This is a genomic window from Tumebacillus avium (genome assembly GCF_002162355.1).
Lineage (GTDB): Bacteria > Bacillota > Bacilli > Tumebacillales > Tumebacillaceae > Tumebacillus_A > Tumebacillus_A avium.
In genome coordinates this window covers 4,336,948-4,359,186 of sequence record NZ_CP021434.1, presented here as the reverse complement: position 1 = coordinate 4,359,186, position 22,239 = coordinate 4,336,948, and the positions used below count along the sequence as shown (strand labels likewise).

The window sequence follows — 22,239 nt, the reverse complement described above, 5'->3', positions numbered from 1 at the left end:
GGGATGGAGTGTGGCGGAGATTGAACTGAACACGTTTTCGATTGTGGCGCGGGACCCGGAGACGGGTCGTTTTGGGATTGCGGTCACGACGAAGGCGCTGGCGGTTGGGTCGCTGTGTCCGTTTGCCAAGCCGGGCGTTGGGGCGGTGGCGACGCAGGCGCGTGTGAACCCGGCGCTGGGGCCGAAGGGGCTGCGTTTGCTGGAGCATGGGCTGTCGGCGGAAGAGGCGCTGCAGGAACTGCTGATGCATGATCCGGGGCGGGAGTATCGGCAGTTGGGGATCGTGGATCGGTACGGGCGGAGTGCAGCTTGGACAGGCTCTGAGGTGAATGACGGGAAGGCGCATCTGATTCATGAGAACTTCGCGGTGCAGGGCAACTTGCTGACCGGGGAGGCTGTTGTTCATGCGACGGCTGCAGCTTTTAGCGGGTCGAATGCTCCTTTTCCGGAACGGTTGCTGAAGGCTTTGGAAGCTGGGCAGTATGCGGGTGGGGATAAGCGGGGGAAACAGTCGGCAGCTTTGTTGGTTGTGGATACGGAGGATTTCCCTTATATTGACCTGCGGGTGGATGATCATTCGGAGCCGGTGAAGGAGCTTCGGCGTATTTATGAGATTCATAAGAATGGGTTGTTGTCGAGCTATCAGGAGTGGGTTGATGCGACTCGTTCTGGGGTTGTTTTGGACAGTACGGCAAAACCAAGTGAAGAGAAGAGCTGACGTCTGTGTTGCTTGGGTGGTGCGGTCCGGGCGGGACATGCTCCGGGTTCACGGTGCAACTTTAACCCCTGATTGAGTAAAACCTTTTTTAGAGGAAGGGTTGAAGCTTGCAATTTCACCACTCCGCATATCCCGCCCTCCCCGGAGGCGCCCTGGTCGCTTTAAGGCAGGGCGTTTTTTAGTTCGGTTAGGGCGGTGATTTCGTAGTCGGCTCGGAGGAGGTCATCGGGCCACTCGACGCCGTTTGGGAACCAGACGGTGGTCAATCCGGCGTTTCTGGCACCTTCGATATCGTTGCGGGGGTGGTCGCCGACGAAGAGACACTCTTGGGGGGATAGATGGAGTCGGGCTGCTGCTCGCTCGAAGATTTTTGGATCGGGCTTGCGGAGCTGCTCTTGCTCCGAGATGAGGATCTGGTCGACTAGGATTGGAAGCCCGAGGGCTTCCATATTGCGCTGCTGGAAGGCAGTCTCGCCGTTGGTGATGATGCCGAGCTTGTAGGCTTGGGCACGGAGTTGCATAAGCACCTCATGACAGCCTGAGAAGGCTGTGGCATGCTTGGAGAAATGGGTGCGGTAGTCGTGGAGGAGTTGATCAGAGGTCAGACCTTTGATGTGCCATTCGTCGAGGAGTTGGCGGTAGACAACGCTTTTGTGGACATAACCACGCTGGTCAAGCGTGAGAAATCGCGCTTGGAAGGTGGCAAATGGAATCTCGCGGAAATAGAATAGATAGCGAGTGTATTGATCTTGGAGAAAGCTCTTCAGCGAAGCTGAACGGTCGAGGAGCGTTTCGTCGAGGTCGAAGAGAATGGCGCGTATCATCTGAATGTTCCCACCTTTCGTTTTGTTTATTATATCGAAAAAAGGGACTTGCGGATGGTTTTATACCGTGGTATATTACCAATTGTCGCTGTTTGGTGGCGCGTCAAATTTCTACAAAATTCGACGCTAGATTTGCTTCCGCCAGATTTGTCCCTGGTTCCCGAAGCTGCATATAGATCTTCCCTGATCAAAGTCCTGTGCCGCTCAAAGGTATAGGGCTTTTTTGGCATTTCTTGCAAAGGTATACCCCCACCAGTGATAGGCAAAACTGACAGCATACTGTTTGTTTTGCCTTTTTTGTGCCTGGAAAGGGGGGCTTTGGGTGAATCCGGGCGTTGTTTCCAACATCACCATGATCGTGTTTGTGATCCTCTGTCTGACCGGCTGGGGAGAGAAGTCACTCCGCGACGGACGCCTGTCGCCGAAACTTGCAGCCTGTGGGCTGATTCTGTACGTCTTCGCTTCGGGCTTGGCGTTTGATGGCCCGCTGGAATCTCGCTGGAATCTCGGAGGGATCTTGCTTCCGATCGTCCTGACGCTCTGGTCGCTGACCCTGTTCAAGACCTGGCAGCACCGCTTGCAATACCTGCTCGGCGTACTGACCGTCGCCGTCGCACTGCTTGTGCTGATGACGCTGGTGCCGCTCGATCCTGCCTTTTTTATTTTTGATGCCGATGTGCTGTACCCGTTTACGGCGCTCATCATCTCGGTTCTCAGCGTCAAACGCCCGTTTGTCGCTCTGTCGATCGCCTGGGTCGGCCTGATGGCCGCCGCCAGCATCGACCCGTTTTTACACCTCGCCTTCGATTTGCACGGCACCGTGTTTGGCGGCGGCGACATTCGCGACATGCTGGCCCTGACCGGCGCGGGCGTGCTGGCCGTTCACGGGCTGTACCACACAGGCGCCAACTATGTGCTGGGCCTTGTGAAGGGCTGGCGCGAACGGCGCTCGGAGTCGGAAGGAGGCCCGGAACATGCATGAGTACACGCTGATCATTTTGATCGGCGCATTGTGCGGCGTCGCCTGCCGCCTCAATTTGCTGAAGACCGACTATCGGCAATATCCGACCTATCCGCACGGCGTGATCATTCACATCGCGCTGGGCGTGATCGCCTCTGGGCTCGGCGCGGTGCTGGTCGCCACGCTGTTGAAAAGGGACTACACCGCCGTGACGTTTCTGGCGCTGGCCGCCCAGCAGTTTCGGGACGTGCGCAACATGGAGCGCCAGATGCTGACCAACGTCGATGCGCTGGAACTGGTACCTCGGGGCACAACGTATATTGAAGGGATCGCGATGGCGTTTGAAGGCCGCAACTACCTCGTGATCGGCACCGCGTTTTTCTCGGCGCTGGCCACACACTTTTTTTACTGGTGGGGCGGGATCGTCATCGGTCTAATCTGCATTTGGCTGTCGTCTTGGTTCATGTCGGGTAAAACGCTGGCTGCGATCGTGAACATCAAGGAGGCCAAGGTGACGTTTGACGGGCCGAATCTGTTTGTGGATGACATCTTGATCTATAACTCCGGACTGAAGGACACGCAGCAGCGGATTTTGAAAAACGGGATGGGCTTTATCCTCGAACCGAAGAACGCCAATGGCACCGTTTCGCTTGGCAACCTCGGGCAGCGTCAGGCGATCCTGCACGATGTCTCGACGATCCTTGGCGTCTATCGCGACTCGGGGGAACCGTCGCTGGTGCCGCTGTCGAAGCGGGATCTGAACTCGGGACGGCTCGCGTTGTTCTTGTTGCCGATGGACCGTGACCCGGTGAAGGCCCGCGAGATCATCGAGCGGGTGCCGGTCTTGGAAAATTCGTATCGCAAACCGCTGAAAGCGGACGTCAAGCCGGACCGCCAGCTGTAACTTGAAAGGAGGCGCACGCTCCCATGTCGACAGTGAACAATTTCATCCTCGCCGTCTGCACCACGAACAAGGACAGCGTCGGCGGCTCCGGGCCGATCTTTTTCTGTCAGGATGACGAGGAACTGCAAAAGACCTCGCTGTATCTGGAGAAGATCCTCGACGCCATGGCGCACGAGATTCGGCCCGGCACGATGATTTTGGTGAAGCACTGATGAAACACCGCGTCTACTACGACGACGGCGAGGGGGTCGCCGCGATGCTGACGGCGGCGATCCGCCTGAAGCTGCTGCCGGAGGACGTGCTGCCCGATAAGGCGTTCCTCGAAAAGTTTTTGGCCGGATACAGCGGTCATGGGCAAAGGCCCGGCACGGTGTGTTTGCTGGGCGAAGAGCGCGGGGAGCGGGTGTACTGGTGCGGCCTTGGCGGTATGGCGGAGGTCGTGGTCAGGACATGGCGCCATTTTTTGAGTCTGTATCGCCAGAAGCAGTCCGATTTCACCTTTTGCTATGTGCCGGTGCCCAAGCGCCGCCGGTGGAAGCGGGGAGAAAAACTGCTACAACGAGGCCGGCGCGAGGAGAGCAGGAGGCTGTTGGCCCAAGCGGCGGTACAGGAGTACGCCGTTTTTTTGACCGTTTTGATGTCGGAGTGGCAGGGGGGATAAACGGTGCATGTCATCTATCACTGCTATGGCAGCGCCCATTCCTCCGTTGTCGCCGCTGCGATTCACCTTGGACGGCTGCCTGCCGACCGCGTGCCGAATCATCAGGAGGTGCTTCATCTCGCCGATTATGACAAGGTGGAGTCGTGGCAGATCGGGACGCTTTTTTTCAAAGGGCAGGACGAATGGGGCAATGCGGTGTACACGCTGGGGCTCGGCAAGGATGCGAAACGCAGCAAGCAGGCGGCCGTCACGCTGATCGAACTCCTCGCTGTCGACACGTCGCAGCTCTTTTTCAATGAAGCGCTGCCGCACATCAACACACTCGCCAAAATCGGCGGGGCCGTGTCCCGGCGGTACGGAATGGTCAGATGGGGACGCCCCTTGTCGGCGTTTGGCATCCGCAAAAGCTACTGGCAACTGGTCCGTTTTGTGGAGCAGGTGAAAGCGGATGAACGGCGGCGGATGGAGGGATTGGGCGGAAACGGTTGACTTACCAATCTTTATTAGAGGATAATAGTAAACTGGGCTAACGCTAAAGAATCAAAGAAAGGCAGGGATTTTGCCATGCCAACACCAGTGGTTGCGATTGTAGGCCGGCCGAACGTCGGGAAATCCACTTTGTTTAACCGTCTCGCGGGGAGCGCATCTCCATCGTCGAGGACAAACCAGGGATTACCCGCGACCGAATTTATGCGAGTTCGGAATGGTTGGAGCATAAGTTTCGTATGATTGATACAGGCGGGATCGAAGTCGGAGAAGAAGACGAGATCCTTTTCCGCATCCGCGAACAGGCGGAGCTGGCGATGAACGAAGCGGACGTGATCATCTTCCTTGTTGACGGACAAGACGGGGTAACCAACGCCGACAAAGAAGTGGCGCAGATTTTGTACCGCACGAGAAAGCCAATCGTGCTCGCGGTCAATAAATTGGACAACCCCAACATGATGCAATCTGTCTATGACTTTTACGAGCTCGGCTTTGGCGAGCCGTTTGGCATCTCCACTTCACACGGGACGGGCCTTGGCGACATGCTGGATGAAGTCGCGAAGAACTTCCCGGAGGACTACGATGCCAACTATCCGGAAGATGTGATCAAAGTGTCGATGATCGGCCGTCCGAACGTCGGCAAATCATCGCTCGTCAACGCCCTGCTCGGCGAAGAGCGCGTCATGGTCTCCGAGATCGCCGGCACGACCCGCGATGCGGTCGACACCGAGTTCAAGTATGACGACCAGGACTTCGTCCTGATCGACACCGCCGGGATGCGCAAGCGCGGCAAGGTGTATGAGAACACGGAGCGCTATTCGGTGATGCGCGCCATGTCGGCGATCGAGCGCAGCGATGTTTGCTGCCTGGTCATCAACGCGGAGGAAGGCATCATCGAGCAGGACAAGAAGATCGTCGGTTACGCGCTGGAAGCGGGCCGCGCGATCATCATCATCGTTAACAAATGGGACGTCATCGAGAAAAACGACAAGACCGCCATCGAATTTGAAAAGCAGATTCGCAAGGAGTTTCCGTTCATGCCGTGGGCGGAGGTATTGTTCGTTTCGGCGAAGACGAAACAGCGGGTACATAAGATCCTCGGCATGGTCAAGCAGGCTTCGGAGAACCATTCGATGCGGATTCCGACTTCGACGGTCAACTCGATCATCGAAGACGCCGTGACGATGATCCCGCCGCCGACCGACAAAGGCAAAAAGTGCCGCGTCTACTACACGACGCAGGTCGCGGTTCGCCCGCCTTCGTTTGCGGTCTTTGTCAACGATCCTGAACTGATGCACTTCTCGTATGAACGCTATCTGGAGAACAAGCTGCGTGCCGCTTTTGGTTTTGAAGGAACGCCGATCAAGCTGTTTGTGAGAAAGCGGAAGAAGGAAGAGAAAGACTAACACCGGGAGAGCAAGAGGGGAAACGGGGGAGAGAATGTGGCAGCCTTACTTGTCATGTTGACTGCCTATCTGCTCGGGTCGATCTCCACATCGACCCTTCTGACGAAAAAAGTCGCGGGGATCGACATCCGCGAGCATGGCTCCGGCAATGCCGGGGCGACCAACACGATGCGCGTGCTCGGGCCGAAGCTGGCCGGAGTCGTGCTGCTTCTGGACGCGCTCAAGGCCGTCCTCGCCGTCCTGATCGCCAAGTGGCAAGGGGTGCCGGAACTGTTTGTCGCAGGTGCGGCGATCGCCGTCATCCTCGGCCACAACTGGCCGGTCTTCTTCCGCTTTCGAGGCGGGAAGGGGATCGCGACGACGCTCGGCGCGGTGCTGGCTCTGGTGCCGGTTCCCGCGCTGATCGCCGCTGTGGTCGGGCTGGTGGTGCTGTACTGGTGGCGCTATGTGTCGCTGGCCGCACTGGTGTTCACCGCACTGCTGCCCTTGTTCACATATCTGCTGCACGCGCCGCATGAATATGTGTGGTTTACGTCAGCGGCGTTTGTGCTGTCCCTGTGGCGGCACCGTTCGAACATCGGCCGGCTGGTTTCCGGGAGAGAGAACAAGCTGGGAGCGAAAACGTAAGGGGGACCCCTTGATGCAACATGTAGCTGTCATCGGGGCAGGGAGCTTCGGCACGGCGCTGGCTAATGTTTTGGCCGACAAAGGGTGCGAAGTCGACCTGTATGCACGCCGTCAAGAGCAGGCAGATGAAATCAACCAAGAACATACCAACAGCCGCTATCTGCCGGATGTGACTCTCCATGAAGGGATTCGCGCATCTGCTGATTTAGCGGAAGTGGTACGGGACAAAAAGTGGGTGCTGGTCGTCACTCCGTCTTCGGTGTTTCGGGAAACGCTGAAGAGCATGCGTCCGCACCTTCATCCGGAGGTTCGCATCGCGCATGCGACCAAAGGCTTTGATATCGACACCGGTCAGCGGATGACGCAGGTGATGGAAGAGGTGCTGGCGGAGATCGATCCGGGCCACTTTGCCGTCGTCTCCGGCCCTTCACACGCCGAAGAGGTGTCGCGGCGCATTCCGACCACCGTCGTGTCTGCCTCGCGCAGTCAGCGCACGGCAGAAGGCTTCCAGGACCTGCTGATGACGCCGTACTTCCGCGTCTACACCAATCCGGATGTCATCGGCACGGAGATCGGCGGCGCGCTGAAGAACATCATCGCGCTTGGCGCCGGCATCTCCGACGGCCTCGGCTATGGGGACAACACCAAGGCTGCGCTGATGACGCGCGGCATCACCGAGATCGTGCGCCTGGGCGTGTCGATGGGCGCGTCGCAGATGACCTTGACCGGTCTGGCCGGGGTCGGCGACCTGATCGCCACCTGCACCTCGCTGCACAGCCGCAATTACCGGGCCGGTTATGCGCTTGGACAAGGCAAGAGCCTGCAGGAAGTGCTCGATCAGATGGGCATGGTCGTCGAAGGCGTGCGCGCGACGAAAGCAGCGTACAAGATCGCGGCGGAGACCGGCGTTGAGATGCCGATCACCGCTGCGCTCTACAACCTGCTGTTCGAAGGCAAGTCGCCGCGCGTGGCGGTGGAAGACCTGATGGGCCGCCGCCGCATCCATGAGATGGAAGAAGTGGCGGCAGCGGTGCCTTTGACTTGGGAATCCTAAGTGTTGTGAGATCGAGGTATCTTCTGGTACAATAGGCGATAGTTTGGAAACTTTTTTTGAAGGTGCAGGGAGGAATCATTGTGAGCAACGTACCAAGCGATTTGAAGTATAGCAAAGAACACGAATGGGTACGCGTTGACGGCAACCGCGCATACATCGGGATCACCGATTTTGCACAGTCCGAGCTTGGCGACATCGTATTTGTTGAACTGCCGGAAGACGGCGGCGAAATTACGATGAACGCTACGTTTGGCACCGTTGAGTCTGTGAAGACCGTATCTGACCTGTACGCGCCGGTTTCCGGAAAGATCGTGGAAATCAACGCTGCACTGAACGACGCGCCGGAGAAAGTCAACGAATCTCCGTACGGCGACGCTTGGATGCTGGTTGTGGAACTGACGGATGCTTCGGAGCTGGACAACCTGTTGTCTGCTGACGAGTACACCGCGCTGATCTCCAAGTAGGCGCACTGCAATGGAAACGTGGCGCGTTTTGAATACCGGATTCTCGGGTCCCGCCTGGAACATGGCGGTCGATGAAGCCATTCTAAACGCACATAGTCGGGGGCTTGTGCCTCCGACTATTCGTTTTTTTGGCTGGGACCCGGCAACTCTTTCGATCGGCTATTTTCAGCGGTCGGCGAAAGAGGTCAATTTTGACGCATTAAAAGAAAAAGGCCTCGGCTTTGTGCGCCGTCCGACCGGCGGGCGCGCGGTGCTGCATGACCAGGAGCTGACCTACTCGGTGATCGTCTCGGAGTCGCATCCGATGATGCCTTCCTCGGTCAATGAAAGCTACCGCGTGCTGTCGATGGGGCTGCTCGAAGGGTTCCGCGAACTGGGCCTGAATGCTGAGATGGTCTCGCTCGCCGACGAAGAGGAGAAGAAGAAGTTCGAGTCGATGGGCTCGGCAGCCTGCTTCGATTCGCCGTCCTGGTATGAGCTGGTCGTCGAAGGCCGCAAAGTCGTCGGCAGCGCCCAGGTGCGGCAGCTGCACACGATCCTGCAGCACGGCTCGATTCTCTTAGATCTCGACGCGGAGCTGTTGTTCTCTGTGCTGACCTTTTCCTCCGAGCGCATCCGCGAGCGGATGATGGAGACGTTCAAAGAGCGCGCCGTGTCGATCAAAGACTTCTCAGGCGAAGTGATTTCCTACGACCGTGCTGTGGAAGCGTTCACCGCCGGTTTCGCGCGCGGGCTGGGCGTGAAGCTGGAAGCGGCGGGGCTGACTCCGTTTGAGCAGGAGCTGGCCGAGCAGCTGGTGCGTGAAAAATATGGCGCAGATTCGTGGAATTATAAAAAATAACCTGACATATCATGACATTCGGGAGGCAATCTTCCCGGATGTCTTTTTTTATGAAATGAAAAGTCTCAAAGGAAATGCGGGGGCTTGTTCTACTTCTCAAAAAGGCGTCATAGAGTAGAACCATAGCACATCCCAAGCGGGTTGGACAAAATAGCGGAGCCTGATCAGCATAATCTCGTTCCCGGGTCATATACATGTACTGTCCAATTGGGAGAGTTTGAGTTTCGGCTTTGATAGATGCCGTATTCGCCTTTCAAGGGGAGGGATCGGCTCACGGGGTTTCGCGTACAGAGTCAACGCCGATCAGAATAAGGAGGGAACAGAGTGGAAAAGTTCGACATTTTCAAAGACATCGCGGAACGGACCGGAGGCGACATCTATCTGGGTGTCGTGGGCCCTGTCCGTACGGGGAAATCTACTTTTATCAAGAAGTTTATGGAGCTGATCGTCCTTCCGAACATCAAGGAAGAGGCGGACCGCGTACGCGCTACTGACGAGTTGCCGCAATCGGCTGCCGGAAAGACCATCATGACCACCGAGCCGAAGTTCATCCCGAACCAAGCGGTGGAAATCGGTGTCGCAGAAGGTCTGGACATCAACGTCCGCCTTGTGGACTGCGTAGGCTACTGCGTCGAAGGCGCACGCGGCTACGAAGATGAAAACGGCCCGCGCATGGTCAGCACGCCGTGGTTCGACGAACCGATTCCGTTCCAGGAAGCGGCAGAAGTCGGCACGCGCAAAGTCATCGCTGATCACTCCACGATCGGTCTGGTCGTCACCACCGACGGCTCGATTGCAGAGATCGACCGCGATTCCTATATCGAAGCGGAAGAGCGCGTCATCGCAGAACTGAAAGAGATGGGCAAACCGTTTGTGATCGTCATCAACTCGACTGAACCGCACTCTGAGCGTGCAGAAGCACTGCGCCAAGAGCTGATGGAAAAATACGACCAGCCGGTCATCGCACTGTCGGTGCAGGCAATGCGTCAGGAAGACATCATGAACGTCCTGCGCGAAGCTCTCTACGAGTTCCCCGTGCATGAAGTCAACGTCAACCTCCCGAGCTGGGTGATGGTGCTCGACCAGGAACACTGGCTGCGCTCCAACTTTGAAGAGTGTGTCCGCGAGACGGTGAAAGACATCCGCCGCCTGCGCGACATCGACCGTGTGGTCGCGCACTTCGGCGAATTCGAGTTCGTCTCCCGCGCGGCGCTGGCGAACATGGATATGGGCCACGGCGTGGCCGATATCGACCTGATCGCGCCCGATGAGCTGTACGATCAAGTGCTGACCGAAGTGGTTGGCGTGGAGATCCGCGGCAAAGACCACCTGCTGCAGCTGATGAAAGACTTCACCTTCGCGAAACGCGAATACGACAAAGTGGCCGAAGCGCTGCGCATGGTGCGCTTGACCGGCTACGGAATCGCGCCGCCGGTGCTGGAAGAAATGACGCTCGACGAGCCGGAACTGATCCGTCAAGGCTCCCGCTTCGGAGTGCGCCTGAAGGCGACTGCTCCGTCGATCCACATGATCCGCGTCGATGTCGAGAGCGAATTTGCTCCGATCGTCGGCACCGAGAAGCAGTCCGAAGAGCTCGTGCGCTACCTGATGCAGGACTTCGAAGAAGATCCGCTCAAGATCTGGGATTCCGATATCTTCGGCAAATCGCTCGCTGCGATCGTGCGCGAAGGCATCTCGGCCAAACTGTCGATGATGCCGGAAAACGCGCAGTATAAGCTGAAAGAAACCCTGGAACGCATCATCAACGAAGGCAGCGGCGGACTGATTGCCATCATTCTTTAATCAAAAAAACACTTGGGAGCACAGGACATTCTGTGCTCCTTTGTTGTTTCCAAGGGGTATAAAATGAGTCAAAAGTCCCGATACTGAAGACGAAACTAGACATTTGATAAAACATGCCATATAATGACCCATAGATTCTGATAGAAACCTTTGGCAGACACGTATAGAATCGCGTTTTCTTGCTTACAAAGGTAATATGCAGAGGAGGTGTAATAGGTCATGAACAAGACGGATCTGGTCAACCTCGTAGCCGAAAAGGCGGACCTCTCCAAGAAGGATGCTGCGAGCGCAGTAGACGCAGTATTCGACGGTATTGTAGAAGCACTGGCAACTGGTGATAAGGTGCAACTGATCGGCTTCGGTAACTTCGAAGTCCGTGAGCGTTCCGCTCGCAAAGGTCGCAACCCGCAAACCGGTGAAGAGATCGATATCGCTGCTGCAAAGGTTCCGGCATTCAAACCGGGCAAGCAATTCAAAGATTCCATCAAGTAATATACATACAAAAAGAGTCTCGCAGAGAAGAGGCTCTTTTTTATTGCAATTTTGCAGGAATGTTCACGCAAATCGTGGAAGTATTGGTACGTGAGTAAACGATTCAACAGCATCGAGGAGGTTAGCAGCATGACGATTGATCAAGCATACGAACAGCAAGTGAAAGCCTTCAGCTTAGATGTGCCGCAGACGTACAACTTCGCCCAGCAAGTGGACGACTACGCGACCGAGCATCGAGATCAGCTCGCCGTGCATTGGGAGAACGAAGCCGGCGATGTTTTGCAGCTTACATACGGAAAATTGAAAGCGGCTTCAAACCAATGGGCCAACGCATTGCAAAAGATCGGCCTGACCCAAGGCGACCGCGTGATCGTGCTGCTGCCGCGCTCGCTGGAAGCCTATATCGTCTACCTTGGCCTGATCAAATCAGGCACCGTCGTCATGCCGGGCTCGGAGATGCTGCGACCGAAAGATATCGAATACCGTGCCAACCACGCCGGAGCGAAAGCGGTGATCGCCTTTGGCGACATCACCTCCGAAGTCGACCACGTCCGTGAACAGTGCCCGACCCTGACCACCTTTGTGATCGTCGGCAGTGAAAAAGCGGGCTGGACGTCTTACGAAACGCTTGTCGCTGATGAATCTACGGAATACACAGCGGTCGAGACTTCCTCCGATGAAATGGCTTTCCTGTCTTATACATCAGGCACCACCGGCGGCCCGAAAGGCGTTATTCACACGCACGCCTGGCCGTATGCGCACCAGAAGATCTCGGCCACGTACTGGTTTGACGTGCAGCCGGGCGAAATGGCCTGGGCGACGGCTGGGCCGGGCTGGGCGAAATGGATCTGGAGCCCGTTTGTCTCGATCCTCGGCAAAGGCGGCACCGCCTTCGTCTACGCCGGACGCTTCAACCCGGAGACCTATCTCAACCTGCTCGCCAAGCACCCGATCGCCGTGTTGTGCTCGACGCCGACCGAATACCGCTTGATGGCGAAAGTCGACAACATGGAGCGCTTCAAGCCGCGTGCCTTGCGCAGCGCCTGCTCCGCCGGGGAGCCCTTGAACCGTGAAGTGATCGACGCGTTCCAGAAGCACCTTGGCATCACCGTCCGTGACGGCTACGGCCAGACGGAGAACTCGCTGCTCGTCGGCAATTTTGTCGGCCTTGATGTGCGTCCAGGCTCGATGGGTCGTCCGTCGCCTGGCGTCAACGTCTCGATCATCGACGAAGACGGCAAGGTTGTGCCAAACGGCACCGTCGGCGACATCGCCGTGCACAAAGACGCGCCGATCCTCTTCCAAGGCTACCTGAACGACGAAGTGCGTACAGCTCGTGCCTTCCGCGGCGACTGGTACGTCACCGGCGACCAAGGGAAAGTCGACGAAGACGGCTACATCTGGTTCGAAGGCCGCGCCGACGACATCATCATTTCCTCGGGCTACACGATCGGGCCGTTCGAAGTGGAAGACGCGCTGGTGCAGCACCCGGACGTTGCCGAGTGCGCGGCGGTCGCTTCGCCCGACCCGGATCGCGGTCACATCGTCAAAGCATTTGTCGTGCTCAAGCGCCCGGAACAGGCGTCTGACGCGAAAGTAAAAGAATTGCAAGAGCACGTCAAGAACTTGACAGCTCCTTATAAATATCCGCGCGCCATCGAATTCGTGGAGAGCCTGCCGAAGACCACGTCGGGCAAAATCCGCCGCGTCGAACTGCGCGCTGCGGAAAAAGAAAGATCGCAATAAACGCGATACATGGGAGGAACCAAACATGCGCAGTGATCGTCTGATCCACACCTTTTCCATCGTCGCCTGTGACCCCAAGACCGGGGAGATCGGCGTGGCGGTCGCATCGAAATTTTTAGCGGTCGGCTCGATTGTGCCGTGGGCGCAGGCGAACGTCGGCGCGGTGGCTACGCAGTCGTGGGCCAACACCGGTTTTGGCCCGAACGGTCTGCAACTGCTCGCAGAAGGCAAGACCGCGCAAGAGACGCTCAACCTGCTTTTGGAAAACGATGAAGGCAAAGACTGGCGCCAAGTCGGCATCGTCGACCGCCACGGCAATGCGGCGGCGTTCACGGGCATCAAGTGCCACGACTTCGCGTTCCACCACATCGGCCAAGGCTTCACTTGCCAAGGCAACCTGCTGGCCGGTCCGGAAGTGCTCGACGCGATGGCGATCTCGTTCCAGTATGCAAAAGGCGATCTTGCTGACCGCTTGCTGGCTGCCCTGATCGCAGGCGATGAAGCGGGCGGCGACAAGCGCGGCAAGCAAGGGGCAGCCCTGTATGTCGTGAAAGAGAAAGGCGCGTACGACGGCCACATCGACCGCTATGTTGACCTGCGCGTCGACGACCATGCGTCGCCGACGTATGAACTGAAGCGCCTGTTGAAGCTGCACCGCCTGTACATGGGCGAGACCGACCCGAACAAATTGCGCCCGATCGAAGGCGACGTGCTGTCCGAGCTGGTCGAGCACCTGACCCGCATGGATTACCTGAAAGCGGACGGTGGGTACACCAGCTACGACGACGTGGTGAGAAAAGCGCTGCAAGACTACTGCGCCGTGGAAAATTTTGACACGCGCTGGCGGGAAGACAGCCAGATCGACGAGGAAATCTTGGAGTTCATGCGCTCCAAATAACCGCATATAGTTGTACTGTGAGGGGAGCCGATTTTGGGAAGAGGCTCCCCTTGTGTTATCATGAAAGGAGCATACAATCCGGGAAAATTGAGCATAGCGAAGGAGGGAACCGATGAGCCGCAACTGGATGCGCGGGTGTTACACAGTCGTTTTGGTTCTGTTTTTGCTGCTGGGAATGGGAAATTTGGTTTCGGCGGCCGAACAGGTACAAGCCACCTATACGGCACCTGACGGGATGGTGCTCACCAGTTACTCTCCAAAGTGGGACGAAGCGAAACTGAAAGCGCTTCACGGGGAACTGCTGCAGAATACACACGGGGACGAGATTGAGCTGCTCGACGCCTTAGAGGTCTATGACGGCTATCCGCACGGCAAGGGCGTCGCCGGGCAGTATATCTTTCAGACGGTGACCGGCGTGTTCCAAGGCAAGCCGAAAATGCGCCCGGGCAAAATTGAACTGTACGGCGGCAGCGAACACACCACGCCGGCAGCGTTTGCCCATACCTTGGCACATGAATACGGTCACCACGTCACCCATTACTATACGCTTCAGCACGACGGCATCACCTTGACCGACGACAGACGCTGGAAAGAGACCACCTACGCGAAAATGCGCGGTCTCTCCGAGGACGAACGCATCAACGTTACGGAAAACACCGAACACCGCTGGCAGTTGGCCGAAGTGGCTGCTGAGGACTATGTTCAGCTCTTCGGATCGCCGCTGGCCAAAGCCAAGACGCCGTTCGAGTCGCGGATCGAGCAGACCCTGAACGGAGAAGAGGTCGGCGCGATCTCCTGGAACGGCTCGATGTTCAACGTGCAGCCGCAGGAGAACCTGTCCCTGCCGCTGGCGAGCGAAGTGCCGGGCCTGTACGACTTTTTCCATTCGCGGATGAAAGGGCAGGATGGGGCGTTCACGCCGCCTGCCAAGCCGGAGCTGACCTTGGCGTCCTACTCGGAGCAGGGCGATGCGGGCTACCAGCTGCATTTTACGTGGCATCAGGAAGGCGAGCAGGACAATTACCACTACACCCTGGTGACGTACCAGGACGATGACCTGCTTGCCGAGCCGGTCGTGACCCGCGAGGCAGAAGACCTGCAGGAAGCCCGCTACGGGGCGGTGACGGTCAGGAAGGGCGGTTTCATCTACACCTACAAAGAGCCGAAAGCGGAAGGCAAGCGCCATTTCAAGCTCTACGTCTTCGGCGACAATGGCTGGGTGACCGATTCGGCCGTGCTGACCGTCGATATGAACAACCCCAATGAAGTTTCGGTCAACGATGAAAAAGTGATCCCGGTCGAGCATGTCGAAGGCGAGTCTGCCGTTGATCCGGTGTTTGGGATTCCGATTCTGAATTTCAGCGAGTTTGGTGTAGGCGATGTGGGGGATCTGCTTGGTCTGGAGGACATGAACTGGCTGGACAGCATTCTCGACGGTCTGAGCCAAATCATCGATGGAGTCGCTGAGCTTCTGGGCAAACTCTTGTCATAAAGATATTTCCGTGGGAATTAGAAAAAACGCGCAAAGTGACAAAAAGACACCCGGAGGAATCGAACTATGACGACGACCGCAAAATACCTGCGATTTGAAGCTGAGGGCCGTGAGAAGTACGGCTTTTTAGATGGGGATAAAGTACGGGAACTGGCCGGGCATTATGTGCGTACTGCCGTGCTGACCGGCGTAGAGTATGAGTTTGCGAAAGTGAAGGTACTGTCGCCGACCGTGCCGTCGAAAGTGATCTGCATCGGGCTGAATTATAAAGCCCACGCCGAAGAGCGCGGCAAGCAGCTGCCGGAAGAGCCGATGATGTTTTTAAAGCCGCCGTCCTCGATCATCGGGACGGGGGAGGAGATCGTGCTGCCGGACATTGCCAAGGATGTAGAGTACGAAGGCGAACTGGCGGTGGTGATCGGCAAGCGTGCCTATCAAGTGAGCGCCGCAGACGCCGCTCAGCACGTTTTTGGCGTCACAGTGCTGAACGATGTATCCGAGCGCTACTACCAAGCCAAGGACGGCCAGTGGGGGCGTGCCAAGGGCTTCCATACGTTCTGCCCGCTCGGCCCGTATGTGGTGTCAGGGCTGGATTACCAGAACCTGCAGCTGGAGACGAAGATCAACGGCGTGGTAAAGCAGAGCTCCAGCACCGCCGACATGATCTTCACCGTCAACGAGCTGGTCGCCTTCGCCTCCCAAGTCATGATCCTCGAACCCGGCGACATCCTCACCACCGGCACCCCGGCGGGCGTAGGGCCGTTGCGGAAGGGTGACCTTTGTGAGATCACATTGGAGGGCGTAGGAACGCTGACAAACCGCGTCAGGGCATAATGCAGCAGGCTCCATGCATATAGTGAAGCAAGCAAGCGGAAGCCGAGGGATTTCCAACAAGAAGTCCCTCACTTTTTCTAAGAACCCCCTTGCATTCGACTCAGTATTCCTTTATAATCACTCTTGCGCCCATCAAAAGGCGCAGCACCACACAACCACATATCATCTTCGGAATATAGCGCAGCCTGGTAGCGCGCACCCTTGGGGTGGGTGAGGTCGTGGGTTCGAATCCCGCTATTCCGACCATTTAAAAACGCTTATCCTTTATGGATAGGCGTTTTTTGCTTATTAGGCAATTGCTGCCATAAGACTGAAGTTGTGATGAGAAGAGATAGAAAAATATTGAGAGTTGAAGGTATAATGAGAAAGGAACACAATATCATAAAGGGATGTGGTTTTGTGGAGAAATTGGAGTTCTTCAATTCTTACAAGCGAGAGATGGTTGACTTTTTTGGATATGACATTGAATTTATTATCGGTGATTCTTCCAAAGAAGTTGAATTTTATTGTGAAGTACCTTCGATCATTCTGAGTACATTTAGTGATGTTCTCAAGCCACAAGTACTTTCTGCTCATAGAGTACTTGAAAACTATTATGAAGAAAACAAGGTGCATCCCCGATATTCATCAACTTTGCTAGAAGAAATATCTATTGATATTATTCGTTACTTGGGTGCTCAAACCTCAATAGAAAATATTTATAAGTTTGTTCAATCTCTCAAGGAGATTAGTTTGAAGACATATGAGAATGAATCTGTTAGTCTTGGGATAATTTACTTCCCTCAAAGAACAAGGGCTAAAACTGAAAACAGGTTAAATAAAATGAAATTGGATTATATTCCATTTGACGACGTCACAGATCTTAAAACTTTGATCGATAGTGACAAGTTAATAAGGAAAATAATAGATGGTAAATCTTTAGCATTGGTTGTAAATGATGAGTTGAAAGTAACTGGCTTGGCAAAGAAAAGAAAAGAAGGAAAAAGTATAAAACAAGAAATCTTTTCTAAATTTGATGTATTCGAGGCAACAAGACATGAACTACTTATCAAATCCTATGTTAAAGCTATTTTCGAAGATAGTAAACAAAAGTTAACTGACTTCCCTGATGTTAACGAAGCTATTATTCGTACTTTCGAGGAGTCTTATGATATTCCCCAAGAGGCGATTGAACGGTTTAAAAAATCGCAATGCGATTACCATTATATTGATATTGAAAACAGGAATGTTAATTGGAACTTCTCTAATAACTATATGTTAACCCATTCAGAAGGGGGATGGAAGTTGAGGGATTATAATCTTCTCCTTATTCTGATAGTTGAGTTACTATATTTAGTACAAAAGAAATTATTTTATTTAAGTTCTTCGCTTATGGGGGATTTCGATTTTATAAAAGATCTCGTTGCAAAAGTAAGTCATTTTGTCAACACTATCAAAGGGAATGCTTCAGAGAATATCGGTTCTCTATTTATTATCCTTAAAGAAGAAGTAAAAGATATGCTTTATAGAACTAGGCGAGATCAGAAATCACTCGAAATTTATAACAAAAAATTTAAAGAACTTTTGCGTAACGAAGGAATATCACTAAAATTTTACGAAAAAACAATTCGAGACGGTGAATATCTAATTAATATCAATGATATGGATAATTATTATTTACAATTGATTTCCTCAGTGGATGGGGCCGTTATATTAGACCCTTATTTTAATTTGATTTCATATGGTGAGATGATTAAAAGTGAGGGAGTAAAAGGTATCAGAGGAGCGCGATCTTCGGCAGCCTTAGGTGGTTCTAAATTCGGACTTGCTATTAAGGTTTCGGAGGATAGTGATGTTACCGTATATTGGGGAGAAGACGAAATGATGAGAATATAAGGAATGGAATTGTATAAAGAACGAGTGATATCTTAGTTTTGTATCACGTGTTAATTATGCTCGTGTGAAAAACGCGCCGAGACTAGGTCTTAGCGCGTTTTGTGTTGAGAGGAACGATAACTCGCTATAAACGGATAAAGTTTGATCAAAGTCTATTGCGATTTGTAGAGATGTCTTGATCATCTGCCTTATTGACAATTGACCTCATTTTTGTGACAAAATTTGAACGTAGTTCTTTTTCATTTGGATCACGAAGTCGCTGGATATAATCCATAAATTCATTAACCAATGCATCACTAACCCGTTTTACATTGAATACGACCCAACCATTAGTTATCTCAACCATTGGGGCGAATACTGAAAAAGATAAGGCAATATGGCCTTTTGTTTCTGATTGATGAAGAATTCCGTTTCTTACGTTTTTGTAGAACACACTAGCAATATCTGGCGAGAAATCAAAATGTTTGCTCAACCTGAAAAATTTGCTAAATGCTCTACCATTTTGACCAGGAGGTGTACTTTCTAATCCATCATAGAATTGTTGCAATGTCTCGATGAGTAGACAATTTAGTGCTATTATACTGAAACTTAGATTGTGCTCCCAATGCTCTCCTTCTCCATATTGTGATAAGATTTCTATCCCGTTAAAGAAACGAGCATTCATTCTATCTTGAAAAATATCTAACGCTTCTGCCCATTTCTCAGGTGTGCTGCTTGCGCTCAAGTTGAAAAAAACATCCTTGCAATGAGATAACGTGTAATTTGGTGCGATGTAAATTTTTCCTTCGTACATAAAAACCCTCCTTCCAATGTAATCTAAGTATAAGGGAGTACAATATTAACCTCAAGAGACGTTTGGGTAAATTTAGTATTGTCAGAACTACATAATGTTTCAAACGCTAATGTTGGCCGTTACTTGATCGACAATTGTCCCGTACGAGGCTTGTTCCTATTTATAAGTAAGCGCTCGAACAGTTTATTCCTTACCACATATCCTCAATCATCGAAATTTAGTCGCAATATCCGTCAGCCTTAGAAAAGGTATAACGCCATCTTTTAACCATATAGCTTAGTTGATCGCACTCTTTTTAGTTACTTTTAGAGACCAAGAAGTTGACATGTTGAATCTTGTAATCACCAATCATGGACTATTTTCTTCTCTTTAGTTATAATTATCCAATAGTGTGATTTGATTCGTTGTTAATAATTGACTGTCAATCGCTCATGGAGGAGATATAGATGAGTACGGCCGAACACAAGACAACCACCGAAATGGAAAACATGAGTATAGCTCGTAGAATACTAGAAATTATGGACGAAAAGGGCGAAACAATCCGGGGATTTGCATCTCGCCTTAATATGAGCCGTGAGACGTTACGTTTGATTTTGGTTGGGGAACGGCCCGTTTCACCATCTGAAATTGAGGAAATAGCAAACGGATTGGGCATCACTATGGCACGCTTAAAACAAACGGATACATATAAGCAACACGAAGAAGTAAAGGCCCTGTTCAAGTCTAAAAATAGAACAAAGCCGGTACTACTTCGCACTCATGCAATTGCCGCTGAATTGGTCGAAGTTGCTTTAGGAGCAACCGAGCGTGGGTTTAGGCTTCACGACTTAGGTAGAGTACAGTATGTGCAGGAGCAATATGAGGTAGCACATAATACCTGGATTCAGACTCTCGAATATGCAAAAGAACTGCAAGAAAAATATAACGAAAATCGCCTTCTTCATCTTGTGACAACAAACTTAATGTTAACCAGCACAATCTCGAAAGAATACAGCAATATTGAGTCCTTGCTTGTTGTTGTGGAAAAAGAATTTGCAGAAGACTATGAGAAACTGGGTATGGCGCAATACACTAGGATGAAAATGCAGGAAGACCGCGGTAATGTGGAAAGAGCCAAACAACATGCAATTCGTTCGCTGGAACTCTTTCAGTTGACAGGAGATCCTTTGCAGATCGGAACCGCACTCCTTAATGTGGGGCATTACGAATTTCTTTTCGGTAACTTCAACGAGTGTAAGAAATTACTGTCATCTGCCTTGGAACATGTAAAGAGCCATGACGACATCTGCGTACATGTAGTGAAAAACTATGTGAAAACGCTTATGAAGCTGAAGGATTATCAATCTGCAGTTCAGATTATTGATGAATATACCGCACTAGCAAAAGAGTATCCTGAATATTGGGCGAAGATAAAAGTCATGTACGCAGTTGCAAAGGATGAGCCATCCTTTGCGGATTCTGTTATCAATGACACGAGCGCAAGCACGAGTGTTCGTTACATTGCGAGTAAGTGCTTGATGGAGTATTTTTACTTGAAAGGTGACGCGGAACAAACCATGAGATACTATGAAAAAGTACGAATCTTTTCTCATACAAAAAGTGAATATCTTGACGAGGAGGAGCTATGATGAAGAGAAAATTGGTTTTGAGCCTCTTTGTAGTTGCTACCATAGTAGTATTTAGCAATGCCCAGGGCAGCCAGAAAATTGCTGATACTAGACCACCACAACCGGCAGGGGTCATTGCGATTTATGGGTAGGTAGACCTCCTCATAAATCTCTATATGGCTGTGAATTGTCACATCTTCAAAGTGACAATTGTCACCCCTAAATGGATGACCAAAAATTTACACAATAAACCATCTCATGTCATGCGAGGTGGTTTATTGTGTTTATAACACGTTAATACATACAGGGGTGATTAAATGAATTCGCTTGGTACACGTATTCGCGAACTGCGTTTGAAAAAAGGTCTCACCCAAATCGAGCTTGCAAAAGGCATCATTACGCCGAGTATGGTTTCTCAAATTGAATCGGATCGAGCGCGTCCTTCTTATAAAGTCTTGGTGGCGATCGCAAATCGTCTTGATGCGCCGCTTGAACAGCTTATAAAGGGGGTAACGTTAGAGCTGGAAGCTTCGAGCAAATACAAACTGGCAATGGGCATGGTGCGGGCCAGGGAATATGGAGCCGCGATCCTCTTGTTCGAAAATCTCTTGGAAACCGCAGTGCATCGGATTCCGAAAGAGAATCTGCTGCTGGAACTAGCCCTTTGTCATCTGGGGGCGGGGGACGTTTTGGAAGCGGAACAGCTTTTGAATCAGCTCTATCAGATCACCAGCTATGGTCAAGATCAACATTTACTTGCAGTGGTGCTACTGAATCAAGGCAAGGTTGCTGAGTTGAAGCATAATCTTCCGATTGCTCTTTTCTACATGGATCGGGCATGGGAAGAGTTACAGAAGGCACAGGAGATCGATGATGACCTGCAAGTAAAGATTTTGATGCAACAGGCTTCCCTCCAAGAGCAGTCCGGAAAAGTAGAGGACGCGGCCAAGAATTATGAAAGGGCATTGTTGCTGAGTCAATGCAACAGCGAAGATCGAGGAAGTATTTATCTGCGACTCGCCGAGGTTTATAATCGTCATAAAAACTATGAAAAAGCAGAAGAGTATGCGTCAAAGGCATTGGTGCTGTTGGAGGAACAAGCGAATGAAGATCGTAAGCAAGATCTGCAACATCGCTTAATCATGCTTCATCGCGGGTCAGTCGATTGGAAGCTTATTATTCAGGAACTGCTGACGATTGCGGAAACGTATACGCGCCGTGGACAAAAGCAAAAGAGCGGCGAGGTATATGCCGACGTCGGGTTGATATGCCTAGAAAATGGAGAATTAGACCAAGCTTCTTCTTACGCTGAGAAAGCGAAAGCGACTCTCTCAGAAACTGATCCCACGATGGGGAAAGTCAATCGAGTTCTGGCGTTTGTAAACTTTTACCGAAATAACGAGAAAAAAGGGAAGGAGTACCTTGAGAACGCGCTGAAACTTTATGAGCAGCACGGAAAGGTAGCCGAGCTGGAGGAGATAACGATTCTTAGCTGCCGATACCTTACCGACAAGGGGGAGCACCAGGAAGCATATGAGCGACTAGAGCGGTTTCACAAGTACCTGATCGGGCAACTAGAACGGCGTGGGATCGTATTGTGATCGTGCTTGTCATGATCCTTTGTGAGTATCAAAAGAGTGGCCGATTCGAAAGTTTCTCAAATACCAGCCGCGCAAGCAAAAGCAAAGTGCATATCGAAACGAAGTTGCCGCCACACGCGAAGTCGCCTGCAAGTGCGGCCATCCGATGGTGC

22 protein-coding genes, 1 tRNA gene and 1 pseudogene are annotated in these 22,239 nt (G+C 52.6%); 22 read left to right on the top strand and 2 right to left on the bottom strand.

Annotated features, from left to right (window positions below; translation table 11 throughout):
• Positions 1–10: 10 nt before the first annotated feature.
• A complete protein-coding gene (locus CBW65_RS20155; RefSeq protein ID WP_232463381.1) occupies positions 11–718 on the top strand; it encodes a DUF1028 domain-containing protein in 708 nt (235 codons plus the stop codon).
• Between the two features lie 161 nt (positions 719–879).
• Here CBW65_RS20155 and CBW65_RS20150 read toward each other — a convergent pair whose 3' ends face one another.
• Positions 880–1,542 (bottom strand): HAD family hydrolase, encoded by a 663-nt coding sequence (locus CBW65_RS20150; RefSeq protein ID WP_087458370.1) that lies wholly within the window; start codon positions 1,540–1,542, stop codon positions 880–882.
• A 322-nt stretch (positions 1,543–1,864) separates the two neighbouring features.
• On the opposite strand from CBW65_RS20150, the gene CBW65_RS20145 reads away from it, so the two are divergent.
• From CBW65_RS20145 to CBW65_RS20060, 18 genes and pseudogenes are all read left to right on the top strand, one after another.
• Positions 1,865–2,524 (top strand): hypothetical protein, encoded by a 660-nt coding sequence (locus CBW65_RS20145; RefSeq protein WP_087458369.1) that lies wholly within the window; start codon positions 1,865–1,867, stop codon positions 2,522–2,524.
• Positions 2,517–3,407 carry a YIEGIA family protein gene (locus CBW65_RS20140; protein WP_087458368.1) on the top strand — a complete coding sequence of 297 codons (891 nt, stop codon included), beginning with the start codon at positions 2,517–2,519 and terminating at the stop codon, positions 3,405–3,407. Before CBW65_RS20145 ends, CBW65_RS20140 begins: the two co-directional genes overlap by 8 nt.
• A 23-nt stretch (positions 3,408–3,430) precedes the next feature.
• Positions 3,431–3,619 carry a capping complex subunit for YIEGIA gene (locus CBW65_RS20135; protein ID WP_232463380.1) on the top strand — a complete coding sequence of 63 codons (189 nt, stop codon included), beginning with the start codon at positions 3,431–3,433 and terminating at the stop codon, positions 3,617–3,619.
• Positions 3,619–4,068: a DUF3189 family protein gene (locus CBW65_RS20130; protein WP_087458367.1), complete on the top strand. Its 450-nt coding sequence runs from the start codon at positions 3,619–3,621 to the stop codon at positions 4,066–4,068. Before CBW65_RS20135 ends, CBW65_RS20130 begins: the two co-directional genes overlap by 1 nt.
• A 3-nt stretch (positions 4,069–4,071) precedes the next feature.
• Complete coding sequence (locus CBW65_RS20125; RefSeq protein ID WP_087458366.1) at positions 4,072–4,557, top strand: DUF3189 family protein; 486 nt, start codon at positions 4,072–4,074, stop codon at positions 4,555–4,557.
• A gap of 75 nt (positions 4,558–4,632) precedes the next feature.
• Positions 4,633–5,960: pseudogene (der, locus tag CBW65_RS20120) on the top strand (ribosome biogenesis GTPase Der).
• A 36-nt stretch (positions 5,961–5,996) separates the two neighbouring features.
• Positions 5,997–6,587 carry a glycerol-3-phosphate 1-O-acyltransferase PlsY gene (gene plsY, locus CBW65_RS20115; protein WP_087458365.1) on the top strand — a complete coding sequence of 197 codons (591 nt, stop codon included), beginning with the start codon at positions 5,997–5,999 and terminating at the stop codon, positions 6,585–6,587.
• Positions 6,588–6,597: 10 nt separating this feature from the next.
• Positions 6,598–7,641 carry an NAD(P)H-dependent glycerol-3-phosphate dehydrogenase gene (locus tag CBW65_RS20110; protein WP_408646512.1) on the top strand — a complete coding sequence of 348 codons (1,044 nt, stop codon included), beginning with the start codon at positions 6,598–6,600 and terminating at the stop codon, positions 7,639–7,641.
• A gap of 80 nt (positions 7,642–7,721) precedes the next feature.
• Positions 7,722–8,105: a glycine cleavage system protein GcvH gene (gcvH, locus tag CBW65_RS20105; RefSeq protein ID WP_087458363.1), complete on the top strand. Its 384-nt coding sequence runs from the start codon at positions 7,722–7,724 to the stop codon at positions 8,103–8,105.
• 10 nt (positions 8,106–8,115) lie between these two features.
• Entirely contained in the window at positions 8,116–8,946 is an 831-nt protein-coding gene (locus CBW65_RS20100) for a lipoate--protein ligase family protein (RefSeq protein WP_087458362.1), read from the top strand.
• Positions 8,947–9,270: 324 nt separating this feature from the next.
• Complete coding sequence (gene spoIVA, locus CBW65_RS20095) at positions 9,271–10,749, top strand: stage IV sporulation protein A (RefSeq protein ID WP_087458361.1); 1,479 nt, start codon at positions 9,271–9,273, stop codon at positions 10,747–10,749.
• A 219-nt stretch (positions 10,750–10,968) separates the two neighbouring features.
• Positions 10,969–11,241: an HU family DNA-binding protein gene (locus CBW65_RS20090; RefSeq protein WP_087458360.1), complete on the top strand. Its 273-nt coding sequence runs from the start codon at positions 10,969–10,971 to the stop codon at positions 11,239–11,241.
• A gap of 129 nt (positions 11,242–11,370) precedes the next feature.
• Entirely contained in the window at positions 11,371–12,987 is a 1,617-nt protein-coding gene (locus CBW65_RS20085) for an acetate--CoA ligase (RefSeq protein WP_087458359.1), read from the top strand.
• 25 nt (positions 12,988–13,012) lie between these two features.
• Entirely contained in the window at positions 13,013–13,885 is an 873-nt protein-coding gene (locus tag CBW65_RS20080) for a DUF1028 domain-containing protein (protein WP_087458358.1), read from the top strand.
• A gap of 112 nt (positions 13,886–13,997) precedes the next feature.
• A complete protein-coding gene (locus CBW65_RS20075; protein WP_087458357.1) occupies positions 13,998–15,377 on the top strand; it encodes a hypothetical protein in 1,380 nt (459 codons plus the stop codon).
• A gap of 66 nt (positions 15,378–15,443) precedes the next feature.
• On the top strand, positions 15,444–16,211 hold the full coding sequence (locus CBW65_RS20070) for a fumarylacetoacetate hydrolase family protein (protein ID WP_087458356.1): 768 nt from the start codon (positions 15,444–15,446) through the stop codon (positions 16,209–16,211).
• A gap of 169 nt (positions 16,212–16,380) precedes the next feature.
• Positions 16,381–16,457 (top strand) — tRNA-Pro (locus CBW65_RS20065).
• Positions 16,458–16,610: 153 nt separating this feature from the next.
• Positions 16,611–18,086 (top strand): hypothetical protein, encoded by a 1,476-nt coding sequence (locus tag CBW65_RS20060; RefSeq protein ID WP_157722084.1) that lies wholly within the window; start codon positions 16,611–16,613, stop codon positions 18,084–18,086.
• Between the two features lie 145 nt (positions 18,087–18,231).
• Here the strand turns inward: CBW65_RS20060 and CBW65_RS20055 are convergent, their stop codons facing one another.
• Positions 18,232–18,879: a hypothetical protein gene (locus CBW65_RS20055; protein WP_087458354.1), complete on the bottom strand. Its 648-nt coding sequence runs from the start codon at positions 18,877–18,879 to the stop codon at positions 18,232–18,234.
• Positions 18,880–19,325: 446 nt separating this feature from the next.
• On the opposite strand from CBW65_RS20055, the gene CBW65_RS20050 reads away from it, so the two are divergent.
• The 3 genes from CBW65_RS20050 (at position 19,326) to CBW65_RS20045 (ending at position 22,087) form a co-directional block, all read left to right on the top strand.
• Positions 19,326–20,507, top strand: a complete 1,182-nt coding sequence (locus CBW65_RS20050) for a helix-turn-helix domain-containing protein (protein ID WP_087458353.1) — start codon at positions 19,326–19,328, stop codon at positions 20,505–20,507.
• The gene (locus CBW65_RS25185) at positions 20,507–20,638 is read left to right on the top strand and encodes a hypothetical protein (RefSeq protein ID WP_269767967.1); all 132 of its coding nucleotides are present in this window, start codon (positions 20,507–20,509) and stop codon (positions 20,636–20,638) included. Before CBW65_RS20050 ends, CBW65_RS25185 begins: the two co-directional genes overlap by 1 nt.
• A 165-nt stretch (positions 20,639–20,803) precedes the next feature.
• Complete coding sequence (locus CBW65_RS20045) at positions 20,804–22,087, top strand: helix-turn-helix domain-containing protein (RefSeq protein WP_087458352.1); 1,284 nt, start codon at positions 20,804–20,806, stop codon at positions 22,085–22,087.
• Positions 22,088–22,239 lie beyond the last annotated feature (152 nt).